The 26,387-nt window shown below is 72.2% G+C and carries 19 protein-coding genes and 1 pseudogene; 8 read left to right on the forward strand and 12 right to left on the reverse strand.

Features of this window, described 5'->3' with window-relative positions; genetic code table 11:
* Positions 1-170 precede the first annotated feature (170 nt).
* A complete protein-coding gene (locus ACH4UM_RS35300; RefSeq protein ID WP_398188621.1) occupies positions 171-392 on the forward strand; it encodes a CarD family transcriptional regulator in 222 nt (73 codons plus the stop codon).
* Positions 393-989: 597 nt separating this feature from the next.
* Here the strand turns inward: ACH4UM_RS35300 and ACH4UM_RS35305 are convergent.
* The 9 genes from ACH4UM_RS35305 to ACH4UM_RS35345 form a co-directional block, all read right to left on the reverse strand.
* Positions 990-1,973, reverse strand: coding sequence for a hypothetical protein (locus tag ACH4UM_RS35305; RefSeq protein ID WP_398188624.1), 984 nt, complete (start codon positions 1,971-1,973; stop codon positions 990-992).
* A gap of 111 nt (positions 1,974-2,084) precedes the next feature.
* Positions 2,085-2,963 (reverse strand): universal stress protein, encoded by an 879-nt coding sequence (locus ACH4UM_RS35310; protein WP_398188627.1) that lies wholly within the window; start codon positions 2,961-2,963, stop codon positions 2,085-2,087.
* Positions 2,964-3,192: 229 nt separating this feature from the next.
* Positions 3,193-3,648, reverse strand: a complete 456-nt coding sequence (locus ACH4UM_RS35315) for a hypothetical protein (RefSeq protein WP_398188630.1) — start codon at positions 3,646-3,648, stop codon at positions 3,193-3,195.
* Positions 3,649-3,733: 85 nt separating this feature from the next.
* Positions 3,734-7,330 (reverse strand): ALF repeat-containing protein, encoded by a 3,597-nt coding sequence (locus tag ACH4UM_RS35320; RefSeq protein WP_398188633.1) that lies wholly within the window; start codon positions 7,328-7,330, stop codon positions 3,734-3,736.
* A 245-nt stretch (positions 7,331-7,575) separates the two neighbouring features.
* Positions 7,576-9,138, reverse strand: a complete 1,563-nt coding sequence (locus ACH4UM_RS35325; RefSeq protein ID WP_398188635.1) for a trypsin-like serine protease — start codon at positions 9,136-9,138, stop codon at positions 7,576-7,578.
* A gap of 52 nt (positions 9,139-9,190) precedes the next feature.
* Positions 9,191-9,715 (reverse strand): hypothetical protein, encoded by a 525-nt coding sequence (locus tag ACH4UM_RS35330; protein ID WP_398188638.1) that lies wholly within the window; start codon positions 9,713-9,715, stop codon positions 9,191-9,193.
* Positions 9,716-10,214: 499 nt separating this feature from the next.
* Positions 10,215-11,312, reverse strand: coding sequence for a CU044_5270 family protein (locus ACH4UM_RS35335; protein ID WP_398188641.1), 1,098 nt, complete (start codon positions 11,310-11,312; stop codon positions 10,215-10,217).
* Entirely contained in the window at positions 11,309-12,019 is a 711-nt protein-coding gene (locus tag ACH4UM_RS35340) for an RNA polymerase sigma factor (protein WP_398188643.1), read from the reverse strand. Before ACH4UM_RS35340 ends, ACH4UM_RS35335 begins: the two co-directional genes overlap by 4 nt.
* A gap of 280 nt (positions 12,020-12,299) precedes the next feature.
* On the reverse strand, positions 12,300-13,370 hold the full coding sequence (locus tag ACH4UM_RS35345; protein ID WP_398188645.1) for a medium chain dehydrogenase/reductase family protein: 1,071 nt from the start codon (positions 13,368-13,370) through the stop codon (positions 12,300-12,302).
* Positions 13,371-13,712: 342 nt separating this feature from the next.
* Here ACH4UM_RS35345 and ACH4UM_RS35350 point away from each other — a divergent pair, with 342 nt between their 5' ends.
* From ACH4UM_RS35350 to ACH4UM_RS35365, 4 genes are all read left to right on the forward strand, one after another.
* Entirely contained in the window at positions 13,713-16,151 is a 2,439-nt protein-coding gene (locus tag ACH4UM_RS35350; protein WP_398188647.1) for a SpoIIE family protein phosphatase, read from the forward strand.
* 125 nt (positions 16,152-16,276) lie between these two features.
* The gene (locus ACH4UM_RS35355; protein ID WP_398188694.1) at positions 16,277-16,972 is read left to right on the forward strand and encodes a hypothetical protein; all 696 of its coding nucleotides are present in this window, start codon (positions 16,277-16,279) and stop codon (positions 16,970-16,972) included.
* A gap of 116 nt (positions 16,973-17,088) precedes the next feature.
* Positions 17,089-17,277 (forward strand): DUF397 domain-containing protein, encoded by a 189-nt coding sequence (locus ACH4UM_RS35360; protein ID WP_398188650.1) that lies wholly within the window; start codon positions 17,089-17,091, stop codon positions 17,275-17,277.
* A 129-nt stretch (positions 17,278-17,406) separates the two neighbouring features.
* Complete coding sequence (locus ACH4UM_RS35365; protein WP_398188653.1) at positions 17,407-18,360, forward strand: slipin family protein; 954 nt, start codon at positions 17,407-17,409, stop codon at positions 18,358-18,360.
* On the opposite strand, the pseudogene ACH4UM_RS35370 reads toward ACH4UM_RS35365, so the two are convergent.
* A pseudogene (locus ACH4UM_RS35370) lies at positions 18,299-18,508 on the reverse strand (MFS transporter); the annotation flags it as partial. The gene ACH4UM_RS35365 and the pseudogene ACH4UM_RS35370 overlap by 62 nt on opposite strands.
* 160 nt (positions 18,509-18,668) lie before the next feature.
* Between ACH4UM_RS35370 and ACH4UM_RS35375 the strand changes: the two are divergent.
* Complete coding sequence (locus ACH4UM_RS35375) at positions 18,669-19,190, forward strand: glutathione peroxidase (RefSeq protein WP_398188657.1); 522 nt, start codon at positions 18,669-18,671, stop codon at positions 19,188-19,190.
* A gap of 84 nt (positions 19,191-19,274) precedes the next feature.
* Positions 19,275-20,141, forward strand: a complete 867-nt coding sequence (locus tag ACH4UM_RS35380; protein WP_398188660.1) for a MerR family transcriptional regulator — start codon at positions 19,275-19,277, stop codon at positions 20,139-20,141.
* Between the two features lie 91 nt (positions 20,142-20,232).
* Here the strand turns inward: ACH4UM_RS35380 and ACH4UM_RS35385 are convergent, their stop codons facing one another.
* Both ACH4UM_RS35385 and ACH4UM_RS35390 read right to left on the reverse strand, forming a co-directional pair.
* Positions 20,233-22,233 carry an MFS transporter gene (locus ACH4UM_RS35385; RefSeq protein ID WP_398188662.1) on the reverse strand — a complete coding sequence of 667 codons (2,001 nt, stop codon included), beginning with the start codon at positions 22,231-22,233 and terminating at the stop codon, positions 20,233-20,235.
* 206 nt (positions 22,234-22,439) lie between these two features.
* A complete protein-coding gene (locus tag ACH4UM_RS35390) occupies positions 22,440-25,091 on the reverse strand; it encodes a D-alanyl-D-alanine carboxypeptidase (RefSeq protein ID WP_398188665.1) in 2,652 nt (883 codons plus the stop codon).
* A 258-nt stretch (positions 25,092-25,349) separates the two neighbouring features.
* On the opposite strand from ACH4UM_RS35390, the gene ACH4UM_RS35395 reads away from it, so the two are divergent.
* Positions 25,350-26,105 (forward strand): GPP34 family phosphoprotein, encoded by a 756-nt coding sequence (locus ACH4UM_RS35395; protein WP_398188668.1) that lies wholly within the window; start codon positions 25,350-25,352, stop codon positions 26,103-26,105.
* Positions 26,106-26,387: the final 282 nt, after the last annotated feature.

The raw sequence follows: 26,387 nt of genomic DNA on the forward strand, positions 1-26,387 counted from the left end.
TTCAGCACGCATCAGGGCGGGAAGCCCTCCACCCGGGCATTGAATCCGCAGGTCAGCGGCATGGGTCCGCGGCCTCTCCCCTGAGGCGGTGCTCGCCGTCCGGGCGTGGGCCGAACAGTAAAGGAGCACGGCCGCAGCGAACGGATACGCGCAGGCGCATACTGGTGGCAATGACAAAGCCAGCCGCACCCAAGCGCTATTTGCCCACCAGCCCCTTCAAGGCCCCGGTCGCGCCGCCTCCCAAGCACTTCGCCATCGGCGACCGGGTCACACACGACATGTACGGCCTCGGCCGGGTGATCGGCATCGAGGACGGGATCGCAGTGCTTGTGAACTTCGGTTCCGCGCAGAAGCGGATCATGAGTCCGTACGCCAAGATGAGCAAGCTGTAGGGTCGGCGTGCCGGTCACGGCACGCCGACCCGCTCCATGCCCCTGTAACGAATGGGAGACCTCTCATCGACCCGACCTCGCTGTTCTCCGCTCCGGAAGGGGCGCCCCGCTGTGCCACCGCGGCATCGCCGCCTCCGGCGACGAACCCCTTCCAGGCCCCGGATTTCGGGGAGGACGAGACCTTCCAGCTCAAGGATGCGCAAGCATCCGTCATGGGCGTGGGCGCGGCTCGACGCAAGGCGGGCTAGCTCCGGCCTAGTGCGGTGGCTTCGGCGGGCCGGCCACGGACTCGGCCGTGGAAGCCGCAGGTCACACGCAGGACGCTGCAGCCTGTCTCTCAACGCGGTGTCGTCTCCACCGCGTCCGGATCCAACGCCGGCCCCCGCCCCCGTGGACGGAACGAGAGGGCCGCGGCCGGCAGGACGCGGCGTGTCGATGCCGCATGCCCTCCGCAGGGCTCGAATACACACCGCCGGCGGTCGCGTTTCTCCCTCAGCTGCTGAACACGGTGCGTCGCACTGGGGCTCCCACACGGCCGGAGCCGCCGGCCTCGGGCTTTCACACGAGGCGGGCGGCTCCGGAGCCGGCCGGGTCGCCTCAGGAAGCGCAGCCCGGCACCGAGTTGAGCGGTCGGCAGTTGTTCGGCGTATTGCGGATCACTCGGCTGTCGGCGAGCGTCGTGCCGCCCAGGGCGTCCTGGTAGATACCGCCGCCGTTGCCGGCGCTGTTTCCCTGCACGGCCGAGTCGGTCAGCGTGCTCGTGCCGGCGTTGTAGATTCCGCCGCCGAGGAGTCCGGCGTGATTGGAGTCGATGCGTGTGGACCTGATGTCCATCGGGTGACGGTCGTCGTAGATTCCGCCGCCGTACAGGAAAGCGGTGTTGTGGGAGACGGAGGAGTTGCTGATGGTCAGGGAAACTCCGGCGGTGAAGAGACCCCCTCCGTATTGCGCTGCCTGGTTCATCAGCAGGTTCGTCCTGCTGAGCTGTGTCGTACTGCCGGGCCCGTTGTAGATGGCACCGCCCTGGATCGCCGAGTTGCCCTGCAGAACGCTGTCGAAGACTTGGAGGGTGCTGCTCTGGTTGACGAAGATGGCGCCACCGTTGTTGGCGATGCTGTTGGTCACATCGCTGTTCCGGAGGATGAGCGTGGCGCCGTTGGTGGGCAGGTACGTCCCGGCGTAGTCGAGGTAACCGCCGCCGGTTGCCGTGATGCCTTCGACCGTCAGACGTCCGCTGGGGCCGTCGATTTCGGCGATACGGAATCCCTGGGACGCGTCCGGGTCCCGGCGGATGGTGGTGTCGTGACCCACCAGTGTGACGGCGCCGCTGATCCTCGGCAGAGCATTCGGGCCGAGACCACCGGTCGATGAAGGGGTACTGATCGTGTACACACACCGGGACGCGAGGCGGATGGTGTGCGGTCCGGTGCTGTTGTTGGCGTTGGTGATGGCCTGATCGAGCGCCGCGATGTCATTGCAGCGGATGTCCGCCGCAGAGTCAGCGTCTGCCGTGCCGGAAAGGCCGAACAGCGTGAGGGCCGGGACCGCGAGGGCCAGAAGTTTGGGGCGGCGTCTGAACATTCTCTTCTCTCCCAGACGGACGGCGCATTACTGTCGCCATACGATTACAGAGAGTGCTGGATTTTCCCGCCATCTCATCGCCTGGCGTGTCCGGGATACCGCTTACTCCTCTTACTCCTTGCCGCGTACGACCGTGACGGGGCAGTGCGCGTGGTGCAGCAGGGCCTGGCAGACCGAACCGAGCAGCAGACCGGTGAAGCCGCCGCGGCCCCGGGCACCGGCCACCACCAGTTGGGCGTCCCGGCTGGCATCGATCAGGCCCTGGCGGATGCGGGAACGCAGCAGGCACCGCTCAACCGCGACCTGTGGGTGGCGCGCCTGCCACGGGGAAAGCGCGTCGTCCAGCAGCCGCTGTTCCGCCTCGCGGTGCCGTTCCACGTCCACCACCGCGTTCAGTGAGTCGCCCGTGCCTTCCCAGGACCGTTCGCTCCAGGTGTTCCACACGTGCACCGCCCGCAGATCCGCGCCGCGCAGTGACGCCTCGTCGAAGGCGAACTCGATGGCGCGCTCGCCCGCCGGTGAGCCGTCGACCGCGAGCAGCACGGGATCGCCCGGCTTCGGACTGCCCCGTACCACCAGCACGGGGCAGCGGGCGTGGGCGGCCAGGTGGACGGCGGTGGGGCCCAGCAGCAGGCTGCCGAAGGTGCCCAGTCCGCGGCTTCCGACGACGGCCAGCGAGGCGGTGCGCGACTCGCTCTCCAGCACCGGCAGTGGCTCACCGACGGTGACCTCGCGCGTGATCTCCACCTGCGGCGCGATGCTGCGTGCCCGCTGCCCGGCCTCGACGAGCATGCCGTCCACCAGCTCGCGCACCCCCGCCACGGCCGGATTCCACGCAGGTGCTCCGGGCGGGACGTGCGTCGACGGCCACCCGAAGGCGTGCACCAGCCGCAGGCCCACCCCGCGCAGCGCGGCCTCGTACGCCCCGACCTCCACCGCGTGCAGGCTCGATGGTGAGCCATCCACTCCCACGACGACCGGGTTCGCCATGAGGCACCTCCTTGTCACCCCCCTGCCGTGGCGGAGCGAGGACGGCTTGCACAGCCGACCGCATCACCACCCGCCCGCCGCGTCCCGGGTCCCGGGTCCCGGGTCCCGGGACCCGTGTCCATGCCCTTCCAGCCTCCGCCAACCCGCCACGGAGCGCATCGGGGCGAACGGCCCCTGCGGTCCGGCGGGGTGGACAGGGCCTTCCGCGGTCGCTCGAAGAAACCGTCGATCAGGCTTCCTCGCCCGGGGCCTGGTCGTCGTCGGGCTGTCCGGCCGCTTCGGCCCGCTCGATGATCCGCGCACGTTCCGCCTCCCACGCGGCCTCTTCCTCGGCGTTGAGAAAAGGGGTGTGCCGCCAGCGGTCGTGGTCGTAATCGTCGTGGAGTCCTTTCCACCCGAGCGCCAAGCCTGCCAGCCGGTTCCACTCACGCCGGACGGCACGGCGGTGAACCAACTTCTCGGGATGCCTGGTCCGCAGTTTCAGCTCGATTTCCAGAATCATTCTGATATCGGTCGTGAGGGACACGAGGCCGTAGGCCACCGCCCACCTGTCCTGATTTCCTTCGGCCGCGTCCACATGGGGCCGCAGCCGGTCATTGATGAATTGCTCGATGGAAAATGCGTCGGCGAGGGTGATTTCGTCGGCGTAGCGCAGAGTACGGTCACCGGCCGGTTCCGTGGTCATGAATCGTACCTATTCTTCGGATGCGGGTATACGGTAGCCGGGCGGGGGACCGCTCGAAATCCAAGCGGTCCCCCGGTTGTGTCAGTTACTTCCAGCCGTCGTCCGGGAAGTGCGGAGCTCTGAACTTCTTGATCGTGTCGTAGTGGTCGGTCGTCCACCCCAGGACTGTCCTGCCGTCAGGCAGGAACTTCATGAGGATACGTGCCCTGCTTGGGTCCTTCGCATCCGGCACTTCGAATTCCAGAGAACCTGCCCATGGCTTTTCCCAAGGCCTTTTCGGGTTGTCGCCCCTGAAGATCTTCTGCACGCCGTTGTCGTCGAGCCGCGGCCTGCCCTGGCCCATCTTGATGTCGTCGTAGGCCTTGAAAAATGGCTTCCCCATGCCCTGGGGCATCTCGTCCGACAGGCGTCCGCTGCCGCCCGAGGTGGCCCGTTCGGCGCGGGCCTCGTGCAGGGCGTTCTCGATACCGTCGCTGAAGCGCCTCGTACCGTCGGTGATGCCGTAGATGCCCGCCCCGGCCAGGGCCGTGCCGCTGGCCACGGCGCCCCCGGCGGCCAGGCAGCCCAGGCCCCCGGTCTCGGGGCACAGGAGCAGCCCCGCGCCTCCGCCGACGATGCCGTCGAGCAACCCCACGTCGGTGAGCCAGCCGCTGCCGAGGCTCTCGGCAAGGCCGGAGAGGATCTGCGGGCTGTTGTCCCAGAAGGCGTCGGCGTAGGTGCCGACCGTGTCGAGGCCGCTCTGCAGCCAGTCGGGCACCCAGCTGTCGTCGTCGTCCTTGGTGTTCTGCTCCTGCCAGGCCTGGTAGGCCTTCCAGCGGTCGGCCATCTCCTTCTGCTGCTTGGCGATGGTGACCTGGTAGGCGACGGTCTCGGCCTGGGCTGCCGCGGTGGCGTCCTTGCCCGCCGCGGTGGCCGAGGCACGGGCCTGCTTGGCGGAGGTCCACGCACCGGCGGCGGACGTCGCCGCCCAGCTCGCCGAGTCGTGGGCGGCGGTGGCGGAGTTGAGGGCGTCGGCGGCGGACTGCTGGGCCTGTGCGTCCGCCTGGCGGGCGGCCTTCGCGGACTGCGCGGCACGCGCGGCCGAGGCATCGGCGTCCTTGGCGTAGCCGGCGGCCTGCGTGGCGTAGTCCTTGGCGTCGGCGGCGTGCTGCTTGGCCTGCTCGGCATAGCCGGCCGCCTCTTTCGCCGCCTTGGCCGCGACGGCGGCGGCCTTGGCCGCCTCGGCCGCGTCCTGCTGGGCGGTGGCTGCGACGCCTGCCGCCTGTGCGATGAGCTGCTGCACCTGGGAGACGTGCGTGGCGTCGAGCAGGTCCTTGCGCTGAGCCTGGTACTGGCCGACCTGGATGAAGGTGTGCAGCAGGCCCGCCGGGCCCTCGAGGGCGATACGGGCGGCGGACTTCAGCTCCGGACCGCCGCTGTCGGCCAGCTGCGCGGCGCGGACGCGCTCGTCCTGGATCCGGGCCTGGTACTGGCCGGCGGTGATGAACCGGCTCATCGTCTCGGGCGAGTCGGAGTCGAGGGCCTTCCTGCCCTCCTGCTGGACGACGGGGCCTCCGCCGTTGATGATCTGGGCGATGGAGACCCGCATCTGCTGGGCCACGGCCTGGTACTGGCCGGTTGAGAGGAAGTCGCTGATCGCCGAGGCGTCGCCGGCGAGGGCGTCGGCCGCCGCCTTGCGGACCGCTGCCGAACCGGCGGTCAGGGCCAGCCGGCCGACCAGGGCGCGGTCGTCCTGCTGGGCGGAGAGCTTCCAGGTGGTGCGGATATAGGCGAGCGTGTCGTCGTCGGACCCGGCCAGCGCTTCCTCGGCGGCGGCACGGCTCCAGGGCCTGCCGGTCTTGAGGATGCCCAGGGCCACCTTGCGGACCTGGGGGGCGAGGGTCTTGGCGTCCGCGTCGGCCGTGGCCTGCTCGCCGAGGTGCTGGGCCTGCGCGTCGAGATCCTTGGCCTGCTGGACGGCGGCTGCCTGGGCGGTGTCGTGCTGCTCTTGCTGCCCCTTGAGATCCTGGGCGTGGGCGATGCCGGTGTTGGTGCGTGCGGTCAGTTCCTCGGCGTCGACGCGGCGGGCCAGGTCGAAGACCTTCTTGGCCTCGTTCACCGCCGTGGTGGCGGCGTCGGCATCGTGCTGAGCGGCCTGGGCGTGGGCCTTGGACTGGGCCGCGGCCTTCGCCGCCTCTCCCGCGTGCTCGGCCGCGTCGTCGGCGGCCTTGGCGGCGTTCTCCGCGTGGTCCGCCGCGGCCTCGGCGGCGTCGTGGGCGTCGTTCGCCGCGGACGCGGCCTCGCGCGCCAGTGAGTCGGCGGCGTTCGCGGCGCGGGTGGCCTCACGGGCGTGGCGATGGGCCGCGGCTGCCGCGTTTGCCGCCGTGTCCGAGTGGGCGTGGGCCTGATCGGCGTAGGTGTTGGCCTGGTCCGCCGCGTCGGCCGCGGCGTCGGCGTCGGCACCGGCCTTCGAGGCGTCCCGTGCGGCCGCGCCCGCGTCGGTGGCGGCCGCGCCCGCCGCGGCGGCCGCATCGGCCGCGGCGCGGGCACCCTTGGCGGCGTCCCGTGCGTCCTGCGCCGCCTTGCGGGCCGTGGCGGCCTGGCCGGCGTTGGTGGCGGCGTCCGCGGCGGCCTTGCCCGCGCGGGAAGCCGCCTGCGACGCGGCGACGGCGGCGCTGGCCGCCTGCGAGGCGGCGCTGGCGGCGACACGGGCCGCGGAGTCGGCCGCCTGTGCCGCGGCGATGGCGGTCTGTGCGGCCGTGGCGGCCTGGCTGGCGGCGCTCGCGGCCCGGGCCGCGTCGGCGGCCGCGGTCTGCGAGTCCGACTTCGCCTTCTGGGTCTCGTCGGCGGCCTTCTGCGCGGCGGCCTTGGCCAGTTGTGCCGCGGTCACCGCGCGCTTCGAGGCGTCCTTGGCGGCCTCGGTCTGCTTGCGGGCCAGCTTGCCCGCCCGCTGCGCCTGTTCCGCCAACTGCGCGATGGTGGCGTGTTCCTGGTCGTGGGAGCGGGCCACGTACTGCCCGACCTGGAGGAACTCGTGGATGTCGTCGGCGGTGCCGTTGAGGGCCAGACGGCCGGCGGTCTGGACGTTGGTGCCGCCCGCGGAGATGATCTGCGCGACCTCGACCCGCTCGTCCTGCGCCCGGGTGTCGAACTGCCCGTTGGCGAGGAAGTTCCGGATGTCGTCGGGGGTGCCGTCCAGCGCGGCGCGGCCCGCCTTCTGGACCTCGGGGCCGCCGGCGTCGATGATCTGCGCGACGCGGACCCGCTGGTCCTGCTCCAGCGGTGCTTCCCAGCCGTCCTGCAGGAACGTCTTCAGGTCGCCGGGGGAGCTGCTGTCGAGGGCTTTGCGGGCGGCTTCCTGGAGGCTGAGGCCGCCCATGCTGGCGACCTGGGCGGCTGCGACGCGGTTGTCCTGGAACTGGAGGTCGGAGGCCTGGTCCAGGAACTTCTTGACGTCGTCGTCACCGCCGACGAGGGCGACCTCGGCGGCGGCTTTCACGCCGGGGCCGCCGGTTTCCCACAGTCGTACGACCTTGGCGCGGTCGGTGTCGGGGAGGGCGGTGCTGATGCCGGTGGTGTCCGTCGGCGCGGGGTCGTCGGCGCGGGCGGGTGCCGGGGCGGGGCCCAGCAGGCCCAGTACGAGCGCGCCGGGCAGCAGGCCCAGACACAGCGCGCGGATCGCGTGCCGTGTGCCTGCCGCCACGCGCCCTGGGCGTCGTGGATGTGTCACTGCGGACTCTATTCGTGTTGTGTCAAGGCTCAGGGGTGCGCACCAGCCGGCCGGGCCGCGACCCTGGTCAGGGGTCGGCCCGCGACCCTGGTCAGGGGCCGGGCCGCGACCCTGGTCAGGAGTCGCCGGCCCGGCGCGGTGGTGTGCGAGGTGCCCGAGGGGGCGGCCCGCCGGGGTGCCCGGGGCAGGCCGCCCTCTCAAGGGGCTTCCCCGATCGGTCAGTTGGCCGGGGCGAGGCGGATCTCGTCGTGGAGACCCTTGCCGTCGACGCCGGGGAAGAGGCTGACGTGGCCGTCGTTCCAGCGGACGAGGACGTCGTCGGCGGTGGTGTCGCCGGTGAGGGCACCGGCGGTGACCACGGTGGCGTCCGCCCAGGGGGACTTGGCGGGACGGATCTTGATCTCGCCGGGCAGCTTGCTCGTCATGCCGGGGTAGATGGTGGTCTCGCCGTCGGTCCAGCGCACCAGCAGGTCGTCGGTGTCCTTGCCGGTGAAGGAGCCGGTGGTGAGCTGGCCGGCGTAGGTCCAGGTGGCGTTCTTCGCGACGACCTGGGTCTGCTTCTTCAGGCCGTTGACCGCCACGTCGCTGAAGACGGAGACGTGGCCGTCCTTCCAGTCCACCAGCAGGTCGTCACGGTGACCGCCCGCGGTGAAACGGCCGCCGGCCAGCAGGCGGGCGTCGTCCCTCCAGGTGGCGTTCTTCGCCGGGGCGAGCTGCTTCTCGCCGTGGAACCCCTTGGCGTCGACGGTGGAGTACAGGGTCATCTCGCCGTCGATCCAGCGCACCACCAACCCGTCCGTGCCGCCACCGGTGTTGACGCTGGTGACCCCGACGGCCTTGGCCCAGATGCTCTTCCCGGGCTGGAGCTGGTACTCGGCCGAGAACGGGTGGGCGGGGTCGGTGCCGTCGCCGCCCTGGTAGAGGGTGACCTCGCCGTCGTCCCAGACGACGATCAGGTCCATACGACGGCCCGCCCCGGCGGGGCCGGAGAAGTAGCCGGCCGTCATCTGCACGGCGTGCTTCCACGGCGCGTTCGCGAAGGTCGTGCCGTAGGTGACCTGCTGGACCCAGGAGGCCAGGTCGTCGACCCGGGCGGCCACGGCTCCGTTGCGGGTCTCGGCCGGGTCGGTGCCGAGGCAACCGCCCTGCCAGGACAGGCTGCTGACACCGGCGACCGCGGTCCGGCCGCCGGCGGTGGCCAGCACCGGACCGCCGGTGTCGCCCTTGCAGATCGCGGCGCCGTCCGATTTCCCGGCCAGATCGATGCTGGTGGCGCCGACGTTCTGCACGCTGAACGCGGCCGCGTGCACCTGGTCGGGCACCCACTCCTCGTGTGTGCGCCCGAACCCGGCGGCCTGGACCTCGTCCCCGGCGGCGGGCGCGGTGCCGGCCAAGGGGACGGGGGTGATGCCGGTGACCGGCTTGGCCAGCTGGGCCAGGACCACGTCGCGGTCGGTGCGCGGCACCAGGTTCATCACCTGCTGGGCGCTGCCGCCCAGGGTGGCCGTCGTCTTCAGCTTCGGCGCGCCGGGTGCGAGAGCGGCGCCGGGGGTGTCGGTGAAGCAGCTGGCGGCGGTCAGCAGCCACTGCTTGGCGACCAGCGTGGCCGAACAGCCGCGCTGTCCGCCGATGTCGAGCCGTGCGGTGGCGGCGGAGACGGAGTCGGGGGCCTGCGGGCCCGATACTGCGGTCGCGGGGGCGGCGGTCAGGGCCGCGGCGGCCAGCGACGTGGCGGCGAGTACGCCGCCGGTCCACGCGAGGCGCGGACGAGAGCCGGACATGAAGTTCCTCGTGATCGTGCGAGAACGGAAGTACTCGGGGCGGGCGGGCCGGTCAGCCGGTGACCCGCAGCTCCAGCAGGACGCTCGGTGCGCCACCGGCAGCCCCCTCACCCACGCTCTGGTAGCCGTTCTTGTCCACGGTCACCGTCTTGGCCGGCGCCGAGGGGTCGGCCTGAGGCCTGAGGTCGGCGCTGATGGGGTGGTCGGCGGTCTCCAGGGCGAAGACACGCGGGAGCTCGAGGCTGAGATAGCCGCTCTTGGCGGTGGCCTTGAAGCAGTAGGTGCCCTGCGGGTTGCCGCTGGGGCCCTGTACGGTCATGACCTTGATCTGCGAGCCCGAGTCGTCGCACGCGGCGAGGGTGATGTGCCCGTCGCCCTTGATCAGTTTGATGCCCTTGTCCCGCTGGATCTGATCCGCGTTCGGGTAGGCGTAGTCCTCCACCGCGGAGGGCGGCGTGGCCCCCGCGGGTCCCCCTGTGGGCTGCGGGTCGGCGCTCGCGAGCACCGGAGTGCCCGCGAGCGCCAGGACGGCAGCAACCCCCGCGACGGGAAGCATCCTGCGTATACCAGGAGTCACCCGAATTCCTTTCCAGGCACGGGTGACGGCATGACGACAGAACATCTGCAGTCCCCCATGCACAGATGTAAAGCAAAAATAAGTGGTCGGGTACGAGGCTAATGCGGTGTCAGATTGAGGACAATGTGATGATCTTCATGAGTCGCTCACGGAACCACGACGGGTGAAGCACAGTTACGCACACAGAGCCCCCCGGGCACTCAGCCCTGCCCCACCGCCGACGGCGAACCGGGCAGCGGACCCGACCACCGCGGTCCGGCCCGCTCCGCGGCGGCACCCGAGCGGGTGATTCTCCTTCAAGTGGTCTTCAGCAGCCGGGCACACACGGTCGCTTCGGCTGCCGGGCGGCCGGAGTGCCCAGAACGGGGAAGGTGTCGCGGACACGGGCCGCGGACGCCGACCGGTCCTGGCCGGCGGGTGTCCTCACCGTCACCGTCGTACGGCCCTGACGGCGGGGCCGTACGGGGGCGCGGCTTCTCTCGGAGGGTGTGCGAAGGCGTCAGCCGGTCCGGGACGGCGTCTGCTTCATGCCGTCGACGACGGCCCGCTGCAGGACGGCACTGGTGAAGACCACCGTGCCGGGCCTGATCAGGGCATCCACCCCGCTGTTCTTCCGCACCTGGACGGTGCGCTCGCCGAGGAAGACATGGGTCTTCCTGTCGAAGATCCATTCCTCGCGCCGGCCGCTGGTCTCGTCGAGCCGGGCCACCGCGACTCCGTGCCGGCCCACCGCGTCCACCGCGTCCTGTACGACGACGACACCGGGGATCTTCGCGGCGGCCCGGAACAGCGCCGGGTAGAGCTGCGCCGGGGGGTAGCTCTCGTTGAGCAGGTCCCCGATGGTGGTGAACGCCTCCTGGTCGGGGGAGTTGCCGTGACCCTCGGTCTCCTTGTAGATCTTGGCCAGCAGTTCGCCGGGATCGGTGGTGAGCTTGGCCAGGTAGTCGTACGACGGACCGTTGAGGAATGCCTTCGGGGTGTTGCCCTGCTCGTCGGGGAGGCTCAGGGTCTCGCCCTCGGGACTGTCGTTGACCGCGGGGTCGATGAGCCAGCCCCTGGTGCCGTCCGGGGACTTCCACACCTGGCGGCGGTGCAGCTCGTGGCCGGCCGGGGTGGTCTTGCCGCCGACGGTCTTCAGGAAGGTGTCGGCCGTCTTGGACTCGATGTAGATGTACTGGCCGGGCGCCACGGCCGGGCGCGAACCGTCGGCCGCCGCCAGCGAGATCTGGTCGAGCAGCTGGGGCACGCCCTTCGTCGTCGCGGCGCCGATCCGTGTGGTCAGGGCCGGTCCGGTGGCAACTCCGGCGTCCCTGACCCCGCCGCCGCCGGACATCGAGATCCCGGCGACGACCGCGCCCGCCAGAGCCGCCGCCGTCGCGGGCAGCGCGATCGCAGGTCGCGGCAGCCGGAGGCGCCGTGCCTTCGCGGGGGCTGCCGTCGCCGTGCGCTCTTCCCGCTGCATCTCGTGAATCCGGGCCATCAGACGCTCCCTGTGGAACTGGTGACGGCCCGTCGGCAGGTCACGCGCCGTCCAGGACAGGAGCTGTGCGCTCTCATCCCCCTCGGCCGGGTGCTGCCGGGACGTGTTCGCGTTCATCGGTTTCCTTCCTGCGCGGGCCGGATCGCGTTTGTGTGATCGCCTCTTGTCTGTCGGTCCCGGTGGCGGCCTTCCCGATTCCTGCGCACTTTTTTGCCCGCCGCTTCGATCGCGGGGCACGACAGTTCACTTGACGGGCGGGCCGTTGCGGCGCACGGGCGCGCCAGTTCCGCCTCGGCCAGCGCACGCAGCTTCCTGCGGGCCCGGGAAAGCCGGGAGGCGACCGTTCCGACCGGAATCCCGAGCGCTTCCGCCGCGGCCTCGTAGTCCAGGCCCTCCCCCAGGCAGAGCGCGATGACCTCGCGTTCCGTTCTGCGCAGCGCGGCGAGCGCGGTGAGGGCCGTCGCGAGCCGCCGCCGGTCGTCGACCCGGCCGGCCACCTCGTCGGCGTGGTCGGGCACCGACAGCCCGGCCGCCGCGGCGGCGCTCGCCGCCGCCCGGTACCGCCGGTTGCTGCGGTACTGGTTGCGCGCCGTGTTGGTGGCGATGCCCAGCAGCCAGGGCCGCAGGGAGCCGCCCTCGGGGTCGACCCTGTCGCGAAGCCGCCATGCCTCCATGAAGGTCGCGGCCATCACGTCCTCGGCCGTCGACCAGTCGGCGGTCAGCCGGAAGGCATGGTTGTAGACCGCGCGGGCGTAGCTGTCGAAGAGCTCGGCGAACGCGCTCGATTCCCCGGCCCGTACCCGGGTACGCAGATGAGTGCTCACCTCAATGAGCTGTCCGGCACCCCGCACCGGCTTCCCGTGACCTGCGCCACACTCGGCCTTGATGCCCCTTCCACCCCGGCTCCGGCGGCCGCATCGCGTGGCCTCACAGCGGGACCTGCCGATGCCGCATCATGCCATGAGGCCACGGGCCCTTACTCGACGACTGCCGCATGCCTGAGCGCGTGAGCGACTGCCGCATGCCTGAGCGCGTGAGCGCCCGGGTGCCCGGGCGCCCGGGTCCCTGCGCATCCAAGCACCCTGCGCAGGCGGCCTCCCCGGTCTACGGCACGAGCACGAGTTTCCCCTTCGCCGCCGACTCCTCCAGCAGCTCATGAGCACGGCGGGCGTCGGTGAGCGGCATGCGTTCGGCCACGACCGGGTTGATCTCGCCACGGCGAAGCAGCTCGAGCAGCGTGCGGAGGTCCTCTTGGAACCACTCCCGGTAGCGGGGGCCTCCGCCCACGGCAAACACCGGCGGGCGTTTGCCCGCGGGGAGGACCTGGCGGCGGCCGCGCAGCTTCTGGATCCGGTAGGCGAGCACCCGCCGGCGCGGCGAGAGCAGGCCCCACAGAGCGACGGCCGCGGTCGCCCCGTACCACTCGGTCCACCCCCGCCAGCTGCGCCCGCGGGCAAGCATGGCGTAGTGGCCGAACACGACGAGTCTTCCGCCGGGGCGCAGCGCGCGGAAGGAGCGCAGCGAGAGGGCACCCCCCAGCCCGTCGAGGACGACGTCCACGCCCTTGCCGGGCAGCTCGCGCACCCGGGCCAGGAAATCCTCGTGGCGGTAGTCGATCGCGACCGCGCCGTGCCGCTCGACGGCGGCGCGGTCGCGCGCCGAAGCGGTTCCGTAGAGGCGCAGCCCGGCCAGCGCTCCTAGTTCGAGGACCGCGGTGCCCACCCGGCCGGCGGCGCCGTGCACCAGCACCGTCTCCCCGCGCCTGACCCGTGCCATGCGGTGGAGCAGCTGGTAGGCGGTCACATAGGTGAGGACCAGGCCGACGACCTGGGCCGGGTCGAGGTCCTTGGGCACCTCGACAGCGTCCGCCTCCAGCAGGCAGACGCGCTCCGCATAGGCGCCCCAGACCGTGAGCGCGGCGACGCGGTCTCCCACGCGCAGCCGCGAGCAGCCAGGACCGAGCTCCTCGACGACGCCGACGAGTTCGTAGCCCGGCGTGAACGGCGGCTTGGGCACCCCCAGGTACGTCCCGGCGCGCAGCTGGGCATCGGTGAACGACACTCCGGCGGCCAGCACCCCGACGCGCACCTCACCCGGCCCCGGGCGGGGGACGTCCTCCTCCACCACCCTCAAGGCGCCGGGGTCGCCGAAGTGATCGACGATGACGCGCTTCATGACGTCAGCCTAGGCAAGCCGCGCACTGCGCGCATTCGTGGAACGTCCTGTGCCTGGCCCGTACACGGTCAGGGCCTGGCGCGAGCGGCGTGGGCCGCAGCAGGGCGGCGGCAGCCGGTGCCGCCCTTCGGCAGACCGGCCCGGCCGCATTCCGGTCTGCTCGCGCCTCCCGGCGCGCACCACCACCCCGATGCCGGCCGGCGGCACTCGAGTGTCCGAACTGCGAGCGCGCACGATGGACGGTAGAAGTGGGATAGGAGTCGACGCGGCAGGGGCCGGAGCCGCCCCACCGCCCCGGCGGCGTTTCCCCGAGGGCTCAGGCTTGCGCGGGCCAGATGGGCGATGATCGACATGCACGGCGCCACCCCTGGTAACGGCTCCGGCACGCTCCCGGAGCCGGCCTGCTCGGCCACGGCGGTCGTCGACGCCCGGGGGATCGTGACGGGGTGGAGCGCGGGCGCCGAACGACTGCTCGGCCATCTCCACCAGGATGTCGTCGGGCGCCCCGTGGCCTGTCTGCTCCCTTCGGACGCGGCGGCGGACGCCGAGGAGGGTTTTCCCGCCGCTCTCGGCCTGCCGAGCGGCAGGACCCTGCTCCGGCACCGGGACGGCCGGAGCGTGGAGGTCTGCCTGCGCACGTATCCGTCGTTCGACAGCGACGGCAAGCAGCAGCAGCTCGTCGTGTTCACGGCGCCGGAGCTGCCGGAAGCGTTCGGCGGGACGGCGGAGGAAGCCTTTGCACAGTGCCAGCTGCCGCTGATGGTGTTCGACTCCGAGCTGCGGGCCCTGCGGGCGAGCGCCGGCGCCGTTCGCGAGCTCGCTCTCACCGAGGAGCAGCTGCGCGGTCAGCGGGTCACCGACATCATGCCGCCCCACATCTGCCGGACGGTCGAGGACGGCATGCGCCGGGTCTTCAGGACGGGGCAGGCAGAGCACTTCCACGTGCGTGGCGCGGCCCGGCCCGGAGCCCGGGAAAGGGTCTGGTCCATCACCGTCTCCCCGCTCATGGCGCCGACGGGGCCGGTCGGGCGCGTGGAGCTCAACGCACTCGACGTCACCGAGCAGTACCTGGCCCGGGAGCGCCTCGCCCTGCTGAACGACGTCAGCACGCAGGTGGGCAGCACCCTCGACGTGATGACGACGGCCCAGGAGATGGCCGATGTCGCCGTGGACCGGCTGGCCGACTTCGTGACCATCGACCTGCTGGACTCGCTGTTCCACGGGGCCGAGCCCAGGCCCTCCGCAGCCGGCGCCGTGGCCCTGCGCCGCGCCGCGCAGCAGTCCGTGCTCCCCGGTGTACCGGAAGCGGTGATCCGGGCCGGAGAGGTGGACTACTACCCGGAATCCACGCCGCCCGTGCGCTGCATGGCCACCGGCCGGTCCTCGCTGCACCGCACCCTGGACGAGGCGATCAGGGAGTGGGAGCAGGCCGATCCCGAGCGGGCCGGGGTGGTCCGGACGTTCGGAGTCCACTCGGTCATGGTCATCCCGCTGCGCGCCCGCGGCATCACCCTGGGCGTGGCCATCCTCACCCGGCACCGGCGCCAGGAGCCCTTCGAGGAGGACGACCTGCTCCTCGCCGAGGAGATCGGCGCACGCGCCGCCGTGGCCGTGGACAACGCCCGCCGGTACACCCTCGAACGCACCACCGCGCTGGCCCTGCAGCGCAGTCTGCTCCCAAGCCGGTTCGCCGCCCAGGACGCGGTCGAGGTCGCCCATCGGTACCTTCCGGCCCGTACCCGGGCGGGGCTGGGCGGTGACTGGTTCGACGTGATCCCGCTGTCGGGCGCGCGGGTCGCGCTCGTCGTCGGGGACGTGGTGGGCCACGGCCTGCGCGCCTCGGCCACCATGGGGCGACTGCGGACCGCGGTCCGGACCCTGGCCGACGTCGACCTGGCCGCCGACGAACTCCTCGCCCAGCTCGACGACCTCGTCACCCACCAGGTGACGGAGGAGGACCCCACCACGGAGCCGGGGGCCGAGTCGGTCGACATCTCCACAGATCTCATCGCCACGTGCCTGTACGTGGTCTACGACCCGATCGCGCGCCGCTGCACGGCGGCCACCGCGGGCCACCCCCCGCCCGCCGTCGTCGAGCCCGACGGCACGGCGTACTTCATCGACGTCCCGCCCGGGCCTCCGCTGGGCGTGGGTGGGCTGCCCTTCGAAACGATCGAGTGGGAGGTGCCCGGGGGCAGCCTCCTCACGCTGTACACGGACGGCCTCGTCGGAGGAACCAACCACGACCTCCGCGAAGGTCTCGGGCTGCTGCGCCGGCGCCTGGAGCGGTCCGGCCACTCGCTGGAGGCCGTCTGCGACGACCTGATCCGGACACTGCTGCCCGCACAGCCGCAGGACGACGTCGCGCTGCTCGTCGCCCGCACTCGAGCCCTCGACACCGGTCAGGTCGCCACCTGGGACCTGCCGTCCGACCCTGCCGCGGTGGCCAGTGCCCGTGCCGAGGCCATGGCCCGGCTCACGGCATGGCGACTGCCCGAAGTGGCCTTCACCGCCGAACTGGTGATCAGCGAACTCGTCACCAACGCGATCCGCTACGGGCAACCGCCCATCCGGCTCCGGCTGATCCGCGACACCGCGCTCATCTGCGAGGTCACCGACTGCAGCAACAGCGCCCCGCACCTGCGGCGGGCCCGCAGCTTCGACGAAGGCGGCCGCGGTCTGCTGCTCGTCGCACAGTTCGCCGAGCGCTGGGGGACACGGCACCATGCCGAGGGGAAGACGATCTGGGCGGAGATCACGATTCCGGCCGAGGGATCGTAACGTCGCCGGTCACCCGGTCACCCGGTCGCTTCGTACCCGGTCTCCCGCGAGACGGCCATGCGCTGACTCGACCGGCGGCGGGAATCCGCGCGCCATCCGCCCTCCCCGGCGATAATCGTGGCGTGATCGTCAAGGTCGGTGAGGTGCGGCGACGGCTGCTGCGTGACCTGCTCGCGGCGGGAGCGCCGTACGGGCTGGCGCTCGGCGGTGGGCACGCCGTGCAGGTGCACGGGCTGGTCGATCGCGTCAGCCGGGACGTCGAGGTCGTCACCGAGAGCCCGGTCGAGACGGGCGAGATCGTCGCCGCCGTGCGGTCCGGGCTCGAGGAACGCGGGTGGCGGGTGCGTGCGTCGGGCACGGAGGCGCTCGCCGCGCGGCTGGTCGTCGGCGACCCCGGCACCGGTGAGGAGTGCGCGGTGCTCGTGGTCAAGGAGGTGCTCTGGCGGCCGCTGGAACTCACCGGGTTCGGACCGGTCCTGTCCCTGGAGGACGTCGTGGGGACCAGGGTCCGGGCGCTGGCCGACCAGGGTCTCGCCCCCGACCTCATCGACGTCCACGCCGCCGCCGACCGGTGGAGCCACCCGGAACTGGAGGAACTCGGCCGCCGGCACGCGGGGGACGCATTCGACCTCACCGACCTGCAGACCCACCTCGTCGGCGCCGAGTGGCTCGACGACCGCGAGTTCACCGCCTACGGACTCGACGATGGGGCGGTCGGCGGCCTGCGCCGATGGGCCCAGGAATGGGCGGACGACATCGGGGAGCGGCTGCTCGAAGGTGACGTACCCCCGGAGGCCCCGGAGCCCCCGGAGGACGAATGACACGCGCTCGACGGGCGGCGGAAATCAGTACGTGAACTCGCACCACACGCATTTCCGGCACAGGCTCTCAACCCGCATGAGACCAAGGGCCTGTTGGGCCGTTTCCCAGGAGAGCCATGAGCACCTCATTGCACTGGCTCAAGTCCAGCCACAGCAGTGATCAGGGCGGCGCCTGCCTGGAAGTCGCGACCACTGCGTGCGCCGTCCACGTCCGTGATTCCAGGACCTCGGCCGCCGACGGCGCGCCCGCCCTCCGCGTCGCCCCCGCCGCCTGGGCCGCGTTCGTCTCCCTCGCCCGGCGCTGAGGCCTTTTCTTGACGTATTCCTGACGATGCGGCCCGCATCCATCCGTGCCGTCCCGGTGTCCTCATCCATGTCTCAATCGCATCGGCGGCCGGCCGGGAGCGGTCGGCGCCTGTGAGGAATGGAGTGCCATGGAAGGCACTGTCGTCGCGGTCGTGCTCGTCGCCGTGCTGGTGCTGCTCGTGCTGCGCAGCGGGATGCGGGTGGTCAACCAGGTCGAACGCGGTGTGGTGTTCCGCTGGGGCAAGGCGCTGCCGGCGCACCGGCAGCCGGGCGTCACCTTCCTGATCCCGTTCGCCGACCGGATGCGGAAGGTGAACGTGCAGGTGGTCACCATGCCGGTGCCCACCCAGGAGGGCATCACCAAGGACAACGTGTCGGTGAAGGTCGATGCCGTCGTGTACTTCCGGGTCATCGATCCCGTGCGGGCCGCGATCGAGGTGCAGGACTACGTCTTCGCCGTCGGGCAGGTCGCCCAGTCCTCGCTGCGGTCCATCATCGGCAAGAGCGACCTCGACGATCTGCTGTCCGACCGGGAGCGGCTGCACGAGGGACTCGCGCTGATGATCGACAGCCCGGCGGCGGGGTGGGGCATCCACATCGACCGGGTGGAGATCAAGGACGTGCAGCTGCCGGAGTCGCTGAAGCGGTCGATGTCCCGGCAGGCCGAGGCCGAGCGGGAGAGGCGGGCACGGGTCATCACCGCGGACGGCGAGTTCCAGGCGGCGCAGCAGCTCGCCAACGCGTCGCGGATCATGTCCGACACTCCGGAGGCCATGCAGCTGCGGCTGCTGCAGACGGTGGTGGAGGTCGCCGCCGAGAAGAACTCGACGCTCGTGATGCCGTTCCCGGTGGAGCTGCTGCGGTACTTCGACCGGGCCGCCCACCGGATGGGCCAGGAGGCACCCACCGCCCCGCAGACACCCACCGCCCCGCAGACATCCACCGCCCCGCAGGCACCCGCCTCGGCCGAGGTGCCCGCGGCCGCCGAGGCGCCCGTGCCGGCCGAGGCGTCCGCCCCCGCTACGGTGCCGGTGCCGGGGCCGGGGCCGGCTTCGCCGCCGGTGTCCGGCGAGCGGCCGTAGCCGGCGTCAGCGTCACCCCGGCCGACGCGGCCGCCATCGCCGTCGTCGCCACGGCGGGCGAGGTGAGCTGTGCCACCGAGCCCGCCGAGGACGCGGCCACGCCCTGCATCGTCAGCATGCCCGCCGAGTGCAACCCCAGGGCGTGACCGCCGGTCTAGGCACCCTGCTGGGCGGCGCCCGGCGCCCAGGTGCTGGTCCTGCCCGGCTCCCCGCTCAGCACCACCCAGCTGACCGTCCTGACGGGCGCGGGCCAGGTCCTGGTGGAGGCGGCCGCGGGGGACGTCACCCGGCACGGTTAGCATCCGGGCATGACCACTGCAGACAGCAACGACGTCACTCCCCTCGACTCGCCCCTCGGTGTGGAGATCGGCGCCCTTCAGGGCGGGTCCGCGGATCTCGGGCAGTACACGGGCCGGGCCGTGCTCATCGTGAACGTGGCGTCCAGGTGCGGGCTGACTCCGCAGTACGCCGGGCTCGAGCGGCTGCACGAGCGGTATGCCGCGCAGGGCTTCACCGTGCTCGGGGTGCCGTGCAACCAGTTCATGGGGCAGGAGCCGGGCAGCGCCGGGGAGATCGCCGAGTTCTGCTCGGCGACGTACGGCGTCACCTTCCCGATGACCGAGAAGGTCGAGGTCAACGGGGAGGGACGGCACCCGCTGTACGACCGTCTGGTGAGCCACGCCGACGCCGGCGGGCACAACGGCGACATCCGCTGGAACTTCGAGAAGTTCCTGATCGGGCGGGACGGCAAGGTCGTCGCCCGGTTCTCTCCGCAGACCGAGCCGGAGGCCGCAGAGGTGGTCGCGGCCGTCGAGGCGCAGCTCTCCTAGGACCTCCGGTTGACCTTGCCCCTGGGGCAGGGCCCAGCCTCCATGTCGCCGGGCGGAACAGACCGCCCGGTGACGGAGGATGGCATGGTGGACGGGGACGAAGAGCTGCTCACCATCGGCGCGTTCGCCGCGCGGGCCCGGCTGTCGGCCAAGGCCCTGCGGCGGTACGACCGTCTCGGGCTGCTGGTCCCGGCGCATGTCGACGAGTCCAGCGGCTACCGCTACTACCGCGCGTCCCAGACCGAGCGCGCCCGGCTCGTGGCCCTGCTGCGCCAGCTCGACATGCCGCTCGCCCGGGTGGCCGAAGTGGTCGAGGCGGCCGGGGTGGACGGGGACGCGGCGGCCGAGCGGCTCGCCGCGTACTGGGTGGACGTCGAGACGCGGGTGGCCGGGCAGCGGACCCTCGCCGAGTACCTCCGTGGACGGCTGTCGGGGAGGAGCTCCGAGATGTACGGCAGGTTCGTGGTCGAGACGGTCGACGTGCCCGAGCAGGTGGTGATCACCGAGACCCGGCACACCCTGGCGGGCGAGCTGCCCGCGTGGATCGGGGCGTCGCTGACCCGGCTGGAGGCGGCGGCGGGCGAGTGCGGGGGTGTCACGGCGGCACCGTTCGTCGTCTACCACGCCGAGGTGTCCATGGAGAGCGACGGGCCCGCCGAGTCCTGCGTGCCCGTCGCCGACGAGGCGGCGGCCCGGGTGTGGGCAGAGGCGCGCGGCCGGGCCTGGGAGACGAAGGTGCGGGTGGAGCCGGCGCACCGGCTGGCCTACACCCGGATCACCAAGGCGCAGGTGGCCCATCCGCAGATCCTGGCCGCGTTCGAGGCGGTGGAGCAGTGGATCGCCGGGCAGGGCCTGGAGCAGGCAGGGCCCTGCCGGGAGGTCTACTTCGCGGACTGGGAGGCGTCGGGTCCGCAGGACCCGGTGTGCGACGTCGCGTTTCCGGTGCGGTGAGACGAAGTGAGGCCGGGTGAAGTGAGGCCGTGAACTGAGGTGAGCGAGTCGCCGCGGGCGGGTGGGGCGCGCCCGCGGGACTACCGCCTCGTCACTTCAGCTCGTCGGGACACGGCGTACCGCGTGGCAGCTGGTACGGCGCCGCCAGCCGGTACGTACCCGCCCTCGGCGCGAGCAGCATCGTCCACTTGTCGCCCTTGGCGTCCTGCTCCGTCTGCATCAGACAGCCGTTGACGTTGTCGTACGTCTTCGGCGTGCCCTCGGCGCGGTGCTTGGACACCTCCGTCTCCTGGGGCGCCTTGAGGCTCTTGCCCTTGTCGTCGACGAGGCTGAGCCAGGGCGAGTACGGGATGCGGATGAGGATGCGGCCCGCCTTGCGCACCTCGATGGTCAGCTCGCCCTGCTCGGCGCGGTCGACGACGGCGTTGGGCTCGGCGAGCGGCGCGGGGTCGGTCACCTTGAACAGCTGCCAGTTGGCGTCGCCCCAGATCTGCGTCAGGTACGGCATGCCGCGCTGCACCAGCGCGCGTTCGCGTTCGCCGCCGTCGCCGTCCGGTTCGCCCTTGGGCAGCACCACGTAGTGGACCGCCCACCGCTGGAGCCACTCGTGGTAGTTCGCCGAGTTGAGGGTGTCGTCGTAGAAGAGCGGGTTGCGCTCCATGTCGGCCTGACGGTTCCAGCCCCGGGCCAGGTTGACGTAGGGCGCCAGCGCGGAGGCCTCGCGGTGGGAGCGGGCGGGGACGACCTCGACGCGGCCCTTCTCCGCGCCGACCTGCTGCAACTGGTTGACGAGGGGCGCCACCTCGCGGGCCCAGGACGCGGCGGGCGTGGTGTTCACGATGTCGTCGACCGACTTGAAGCCCAGCCAGCCGGCGAAGACGAGGAGGGCCAGCACGGTCGTGTACCACCGGCGCGAGCGCGCGACGGTGAACGGCAGCACCGCCACCAGGATCACCCCGGCGAACAGCATCGCCAGCCGGCTGATGTTGGAGCCGATCTGGGAGCTGATCAGCCAGACCAGGACCACCGACAGGCCGTAGACCCCGGCGGTGATCCGGACCGTCTTCCAGTCCCGGGGCACGAGGACGACGCCGAGGACGGCGTACAGCAGGGGCAGGATCACCGAGCCGATCGTCATGGGCTGGGTGCCCGAGAAGGGGAACAGCCAGGCCGAGACGGCCACCACCGCGGCCGGTGCCAGGCCGAGCGCCCACGCGCCGGGACGGCGCTTCTGCAGGAACAGCGCGACCGCGACCAGGCCCACGAACAGGCCCGCCACGGGGGAGGCCATCGTGGCGAGCGCGGCCAGCGGGGCCGCGACCAGCGCCTTCGCCCAGCGTTTGTGGCGCCAGCGGTACGGCCAGCAGAAGACGGCCGCGAGCGCGCCCAGCGCGAACAACGTGCCCAGGCCGAACGTCACCCGTCCCGAGATCGCGTTGCACAGCAGCCCGAAGACGCCCGCCAGCGCGGCCCACAGGGGGTTGCGGACCGAGCGGCTGCGGATGAGGACCAGCGTCAGCAGGCCCGCGGCGGCCGTGCCCGCGATCATCATCGTCGTACGGACGCCGAGGACGGACATCAGATACGGCGAAACCACGCTGTACGACACCGGGTGCATCCCGCCGTACCAGGCGAGGTTGTACGCGGAGTCCGGGTGCCGGCCGACGAACTCGGCCCACGCGTCCTGTGCCGCGAGGTCGCCGCCGCTGTTGGCGAACGTGAAGAACCAGATGATGTGCAGGACGCCGGCCACGGCGGTGACGGAGAGAGCGGGGTGCCGCAGCATCCGCTCGCGCAGGGCCATGACAGCGGCCCGGGTCCGGGGCCACCTGCCGGCGGCGGGGGCGCCGGCTCCATCGTCCGTGTGAGTCTCCGGTCGGCTCTCCGGTCGGCTCTCCGGTCGGCTCTCGGGTCGGCTCTCGGGTCGGCTCGCCGCATGGCTCTCCGAACGGGTCTCCGTACGGCCGTTCGGGTGACTGGGTGCGTGACCGTCGCGCCCGCTGTCCGTGTCACTCGTGGACACGCGTATTCGCGAGCCGGCTTTTGGGCCCGGATCGGCGTCGTCGGCGCGTGTCGGCTCCGCTGTGGCCACCTGAAGGCACTCCCCGTGTCCCGTTCTCTGTTCGCGGCCGCGTCCCGCGACCGGCGACGTGCCCCGTTTCGTGACGCTAGCACGCACCCCGTCGGGGAGCCCCCGGGTGGGGCTTTCCGACGGGGTGCGCGAGGCCGTCGGGCGGCGGTCCGGCCGCGGCTTGGCTGCGGTCCGGCGGTCCGGCGGCGGCCGTGCGACCTTGTGGGTCAGCCGATGCGGGTCAGCTTGTCCGAGAAGCCCGGCTCGGTGAGGTCCTTCTGCAGGGCGACCGGGACCTGGACGGCACCGCCCGAGCCGTCACCGACGGTGAGCGTGCCCACCTTGGTACCGGCCTTCGCGGAGTGCGGCACGGCGTCGGCGGCGAAGGACAGCTTCACCTTCAGTCCGGCCCAGCCGACCGCCGAGACGTCCTTGGTGACGACGACCGGCGTGTGCCCGCCGAGCTGGTCGTCGACGTACCCGACGACGTCACCCTTCTTGAGGATCTTCGCCGAGCTGAGCGCCTGCTCCGCGGCGAGCAGCGCCGTCTTGCTGACCGCGTTGACCGTGTCGAGGATCGACGGCTTGTGCTGACCGAGGATCGCGCCGACGACGGTGATCGTCTGGCCACCGACGTTCTTGTGGGCGGCGAAGAGCAGGTTGCCGCCGGCCGCGGTGGTGGTGCCGGTCTTGATGCCGATCGCGCCGATGGTGTACGGCAGCTGGTTGTAGTTGTTCCAGACGTGACCGGAGGGGTCCTTCCAGCTGGCCGCGCTGGTGATGGCCACGAGGGCGGGGATCTTCACGACCGCGTTGCCGAGCTTCACCTGGTCCTCGGCCGTGGAGACGGTGGTCTCCTTCAGACCCGAGGGGTCGGTGTACGTCGTGCCGGTCATCCCCAGTTCCCTGGCAGTGGCGTTCATCTTCTGGACGAACGCCGCCTCGGAGCCCGCGTCCCAACGCGCCAGCAGGCGCGCGATGTTGTTGGCGGACGGGATCATGACGGCGGACAGGGCCTGCTTCTCGGTGAGGAAGTCACCGGCCTTGATGGTGTTGAGGGTGGACTCGCCGCTCTTGTCGTAGCCGCCCTCCTTCTCCGCCGTCGCGTCGACCGTGATCTTCGGGCCTTCCTGACCCGGCTTCAGCGGATGGTCCCTGAGGACGATGTACGCGGTCATGGTCTTGGCGACCGAACCGATGGCCACCGGCGTCTGCTTGCCGAAGTGGTCCATCGTGCCGATGCCGACGCCGTCCATCCAGCCCTGACCCTCGCCCGGCCAGGGCAGGTTCACCTTGCTGCCGCCGAACATGTAGCTGTCCTTGGCGGTGAGCGCGAGGGTGGGGGCGGGCAGCGGACGCACGGCCTGCGCGATCGCAAAGACGATCGCGAGGAGCACGACCAGCGGCGTCCAGATCTTGACGCGGCGCACGGCGGTGCGCAGCGGGGTCTGAGGGGGCGGCGGAGTGTTCGTCAGCTCGGCCAGCAGGTCCAGCGGCGGCTTGGGCGGCAGCGGCTGCTGGGTGGTGCGCTCGGGGCCGATCTGGGGGACGGGGGTGGTGGCGTCGGCGGGGACGGCCGGCTCGGGCTGCGACTGCGGCTCGGGGCGCGACTCGGGCCGCGGCGCCGGCTGTGGCTCGTCGGGGTCCGCCTTCGGCTGCGGCTTACGGGTCTGAGGGGCGTCGAGGGGCTTGAGCGCGACGAACCTGCTGGTGCGCTCGGCGTCCGACTCGGGGGCGGGCTCGGGGGTGGACTTCCTGTCGCCGCCGAGCTTGAGCATGGTGGTGGGCTGGTCGACGGAGGGCTTGGTGGTGCCGCCCAGCTTCAGCATGGTGGTGGGCTGGTCCACGGCGGGCCTGCCCGCACCGCCGGGCTTGTCCCCGGGGCCGGCCTCCGGGTCCTCGGCGTCGTCCTCGGGGGCGTTCTCGGCCTTGGCGCCCTTGGCGTCGTCGGCGCCCTTCGCGTCGTCGGCGCCCTTCGCGTCGTCGGCGTCGGAGGCGTCCTCGGCGTCGGCCTCCGGGGTGGCCTTCGCGTCCTCGGCCTCAGGGGCGTCCTCGGCCTCAGGGGCGTCCTCGGCGTCCTTCGCGTCCTCGGTCCCGGTGGCGGCGGTCCCGGTGGCGTCCTCGGCCGCCCCAGGGGCCGCGGCGGCCTTCTCGGGGGCGCCTGCGGCGTCGGGGGCGGCGTCCTCCGTGCCCGTACGGCTGCCGGAGTCGTCGGCGGCGTCGGCGTCGGCGTCGGCGGCGTCCGGCACTTCCCCGGAGGCGGCGGTCGCCTGGGCGTCCTCGGCGCTCTCCGTGTCCTCGGGCCCCTCGGCGTCCGCGGCCTCCGGGTCCTCGCCCGCCTCCGCGTCCGTCTCGTCGTCCGCCGAGACCACCCACGCGGCCACCGCCGCACGCAGGCGCGCGTCACCCGCCGCGTCGGCCTTGTCACCGTCCTCGGAGTCGGCGGCCGCCATGCCGGCGTCCTCGGCCCCCTCCGCGCCGTCCGCGTCGCCGGCCTTCCCCGGCTCCTCGCCGGAGGCGGCCTCCCTCGCGCCCTGCGCGGCCTCCGGCTCCTGCGCGGGCTCCGCGACCTCCGCGACCTCCGCGGCCTCCGCGGCCTCCGGCTCCTCCGCCTTGGTCTTCACGTCCCGTACCGACAGCACCCGAGTCGCCGTGTCGACGCCGCCGCGCCCCCCGGACGCTCCGGCCGACGACCCGGAACCGCCGGACTCACCGGAGGGGCCGGGCTCCCCCTTGAGGGCGAGGCGCGGGTCGCGGATCTCGCGCGACTCGCCCCTGGCCTCGGGAACCGGACCCGCGCTCCCCGACGTCGGTTCTGCCGACGACTCGCGCTGCTTCGACCTGTCGGGGGACTCGCCCGCCACCGATGCCTCCTCCATGCGCCACGCCTCGCGTGCCGCTACCGAACCGTGAACCGCCACCTGACCGCCACCCGGCCGAAACAGCCGTACCACCCGGCCTCGTCTCCCGGCCGTACCGCTGTCCGAACCATGTACCAGTGTCCTGTGCGCGGGCCAAACCCAAGGGGGTAGACGAGAACGACATACCTACCGGTTCCCTTACGAACCGGTCACGCACCCTCGACAGACCAATGTGAGAGGGGTCACCCTGTCATTCATCCACGCGGGGAGGCATGGATGGGCAGGAGCCGCAGAACACTTCCGGAGGAGCTTCTGCTGCTGGCACTGGACCCGGCCACGGGTACCACTGCACAGCCGCAGTCGCTCGACCTCGGCCTGGCCGGAGCACAGCTAGTGGAGCTGGCGCTGGCCGGACGGATAGCCCCAGACGGGGATCGTATCGCCGTGGTGGTACCACGGCCGACAGGAGATCCAACTCTGGACTGCGCGTTGGAGTTGCTGCGAAGGCGTGGCGCTCCGGTACGTGCCGTCCACTGGATCGGCGGGCCGCGTCTCGGGCTCCGCCAGACCTACCTCTCGCATCTGGAGCGGTGCGGCATGGTGCACGCCGTGGCCGGCCAGATGTGCGGGGTGCTGCCGACGACTCGCTACCAGGCGACGGACAACGCCATCAGCCGGGAGATCAGGGCCCGGCTGGACTCCGCGATCCGCACCGGTGTGCCGCCGGACCCGCGGACCGCGGCGCTCGCCGCGCTGGCGCACGCGGTCGGTCTCGGCAAGCACCTGTACCCGGGCAACGAGGGACGTTCGTCCCGTTCCCGGTTGCGGGACCTGATCAGGCACGACCCCATGGGCGGTCTCGTGGCGCACGCCGTGATGGACGTCCAGAACGGCGTGGCGGCCCAGCCGCGCCGCGGTCCGGCCCCGGCCGGCCGGCAGACCGGACCCGGAGCCAGGCCGGCCGCGGAACCCGCTCATGGTGTTCCGATGCAGCCACGCCGCGGATCCATGGCACGCGCCGTGGTCCACTGAGCCGCCGCGACTGCAACTGCCGCCGCAGCAGCAGCGGTCGCACCAGCACGAACGCCGCACCGCACGTCCCCAGACCCGGTTCGGGAGCCGCAGGCTCGGGCGGGGGGGGGGGGGGCCCCCGGGGGGGCGGCCCCCCCCCCCCCCCCCCCCCCCCCCCCCCCCCCCCCCCCCCCCCCCCCCCCGCCCCCCCCCCCCCCCCCCCCCCCCCCCCCCCCCCCCCCCCCCCCCCCCCCCCCCAACCCCCCCCCCCCCCCCCCCCCCCCCCCCCCCCGCGCCGCCGCC

It is taken from the genome of Streptomyces sp. NPDC020801 (assembly GCF_044334385.1).
Classification (GTDB): domain Bacteria; phylum Actinomycetota; class Actinomycetes; order Streptomycetales; family Streptomycetaceae; genus Streptomyces.

What these genes read in the sequence shown, in the direction of transcription:
- ACH4UM_RS35305 (WP_398188624.1), bottom strand. Translation starts at nt 1,973, where the DNA reads ATGTTCAGACGCCGCCCCAAACTTCTGGCCCTCGCGGTCCCGGCCCTC.
- ACH4UM_RS35310 (WP_398188627.1), bottom strand. Translation starts at nt 2,963, where the DNA reads ATGGCGAACCCGGTCGTCGTGGGAGTGGATGGCTCACCATCGAGCCTG.
- ACH4UM_RS35365 (WP_398188653.1), top strand. Translation starts at nt 17,407, where the DNA reads ATGGAAGGCACTGTCGTCGCGGTCGTGCTCGTCGCCGTGCTGGTGCTG.
- ACH4UM_RS35375 (WP_398188657.1), top strand. Translation starts at nt 18,669, where the DNA reads ATGACCACTGCAGACAGCAACGACGTCACTCCCCTCGACTCGCCCCTC.
- ACH4UM_RS35395 (WP_398188668.1), top strand. Translation starts at nt 25,350, where the DNA reads ATGGGCAGGAGCCGCAGAACACTTCCGGAGGAGCTTCTGCTGCTGGCA.
- ACH4UM_RS35325 (WP_398188635.1), bottom strand. Translation starts at nt 9,138, where the DNA reads ATGTCCGGCTCTCGTCCGCGCCTCGCGTGGACCGGCGGCGTACTCGCC.
- ACH4UM_RS35360 (WP_398188650.1), top strand. Translation starts at nt 17,089, where the DNA reads ATGAGCACCTCATTGCACTGGCTCAAGTCCAGCCACAGCAGTGATCAG.
- ACH4UM_RS35350 (WP_398188647.1), top strand. Translation starts at nt 13,713, where the DNA reads ATGATCGACATGCACGGCGCCACCCCTGGTAACGGCTCCGGCACGCTC.
- ACH4UM_RS35315 (WP_398188630.1), bottom strand. Translation starts at nt 3,648, where the DNA reads ATGACCACGGAACCGGCCGGTGACCGTACTCTGCGCTACGCCGACGAA.
- ACH4UM_RS35335 (WP_398188641.1), bottom strand. Translation starts at nt 11,312, where the DNA reads ATGAACGCGAACACGTCCCGGCAGCACCCGGCCGAGGGGGATGAGAGC.
- ACH4UM_RS35390 (WP_398188665.1), bottom strand. Translation starts at nt 25,091, where the DNA reads ATGGAGGAGGCATCGGTGGCGGGCGAGTCCCCCGACAGGTCGAAGCAG.
- ACH4UM_RS35300 (WP_398188621.1), top strand. Translation starts at nt 171, where the DNA reads ATGACAAAGCCAGCCGCACCCAAGCGCTATTTGCCCACCAGCCCCTTC.
- ACH4UM_RS35345 (WP_398188645.1), bottom strand. Translation starts at nt 13,370, where the DNA reads ATGAAGCGCGTCATCGTCGATCACTTCGGCGACCCCGGCGCCTTGAGG.
- ACH4UM_RS35380 (WP_398188660.1), top strand. Translation starts at nt 19,275, where the DNA reads ATGGTGGACGGGGACGAAGAGCTGCTCACCATCGGCGCGTTCGCCGCG.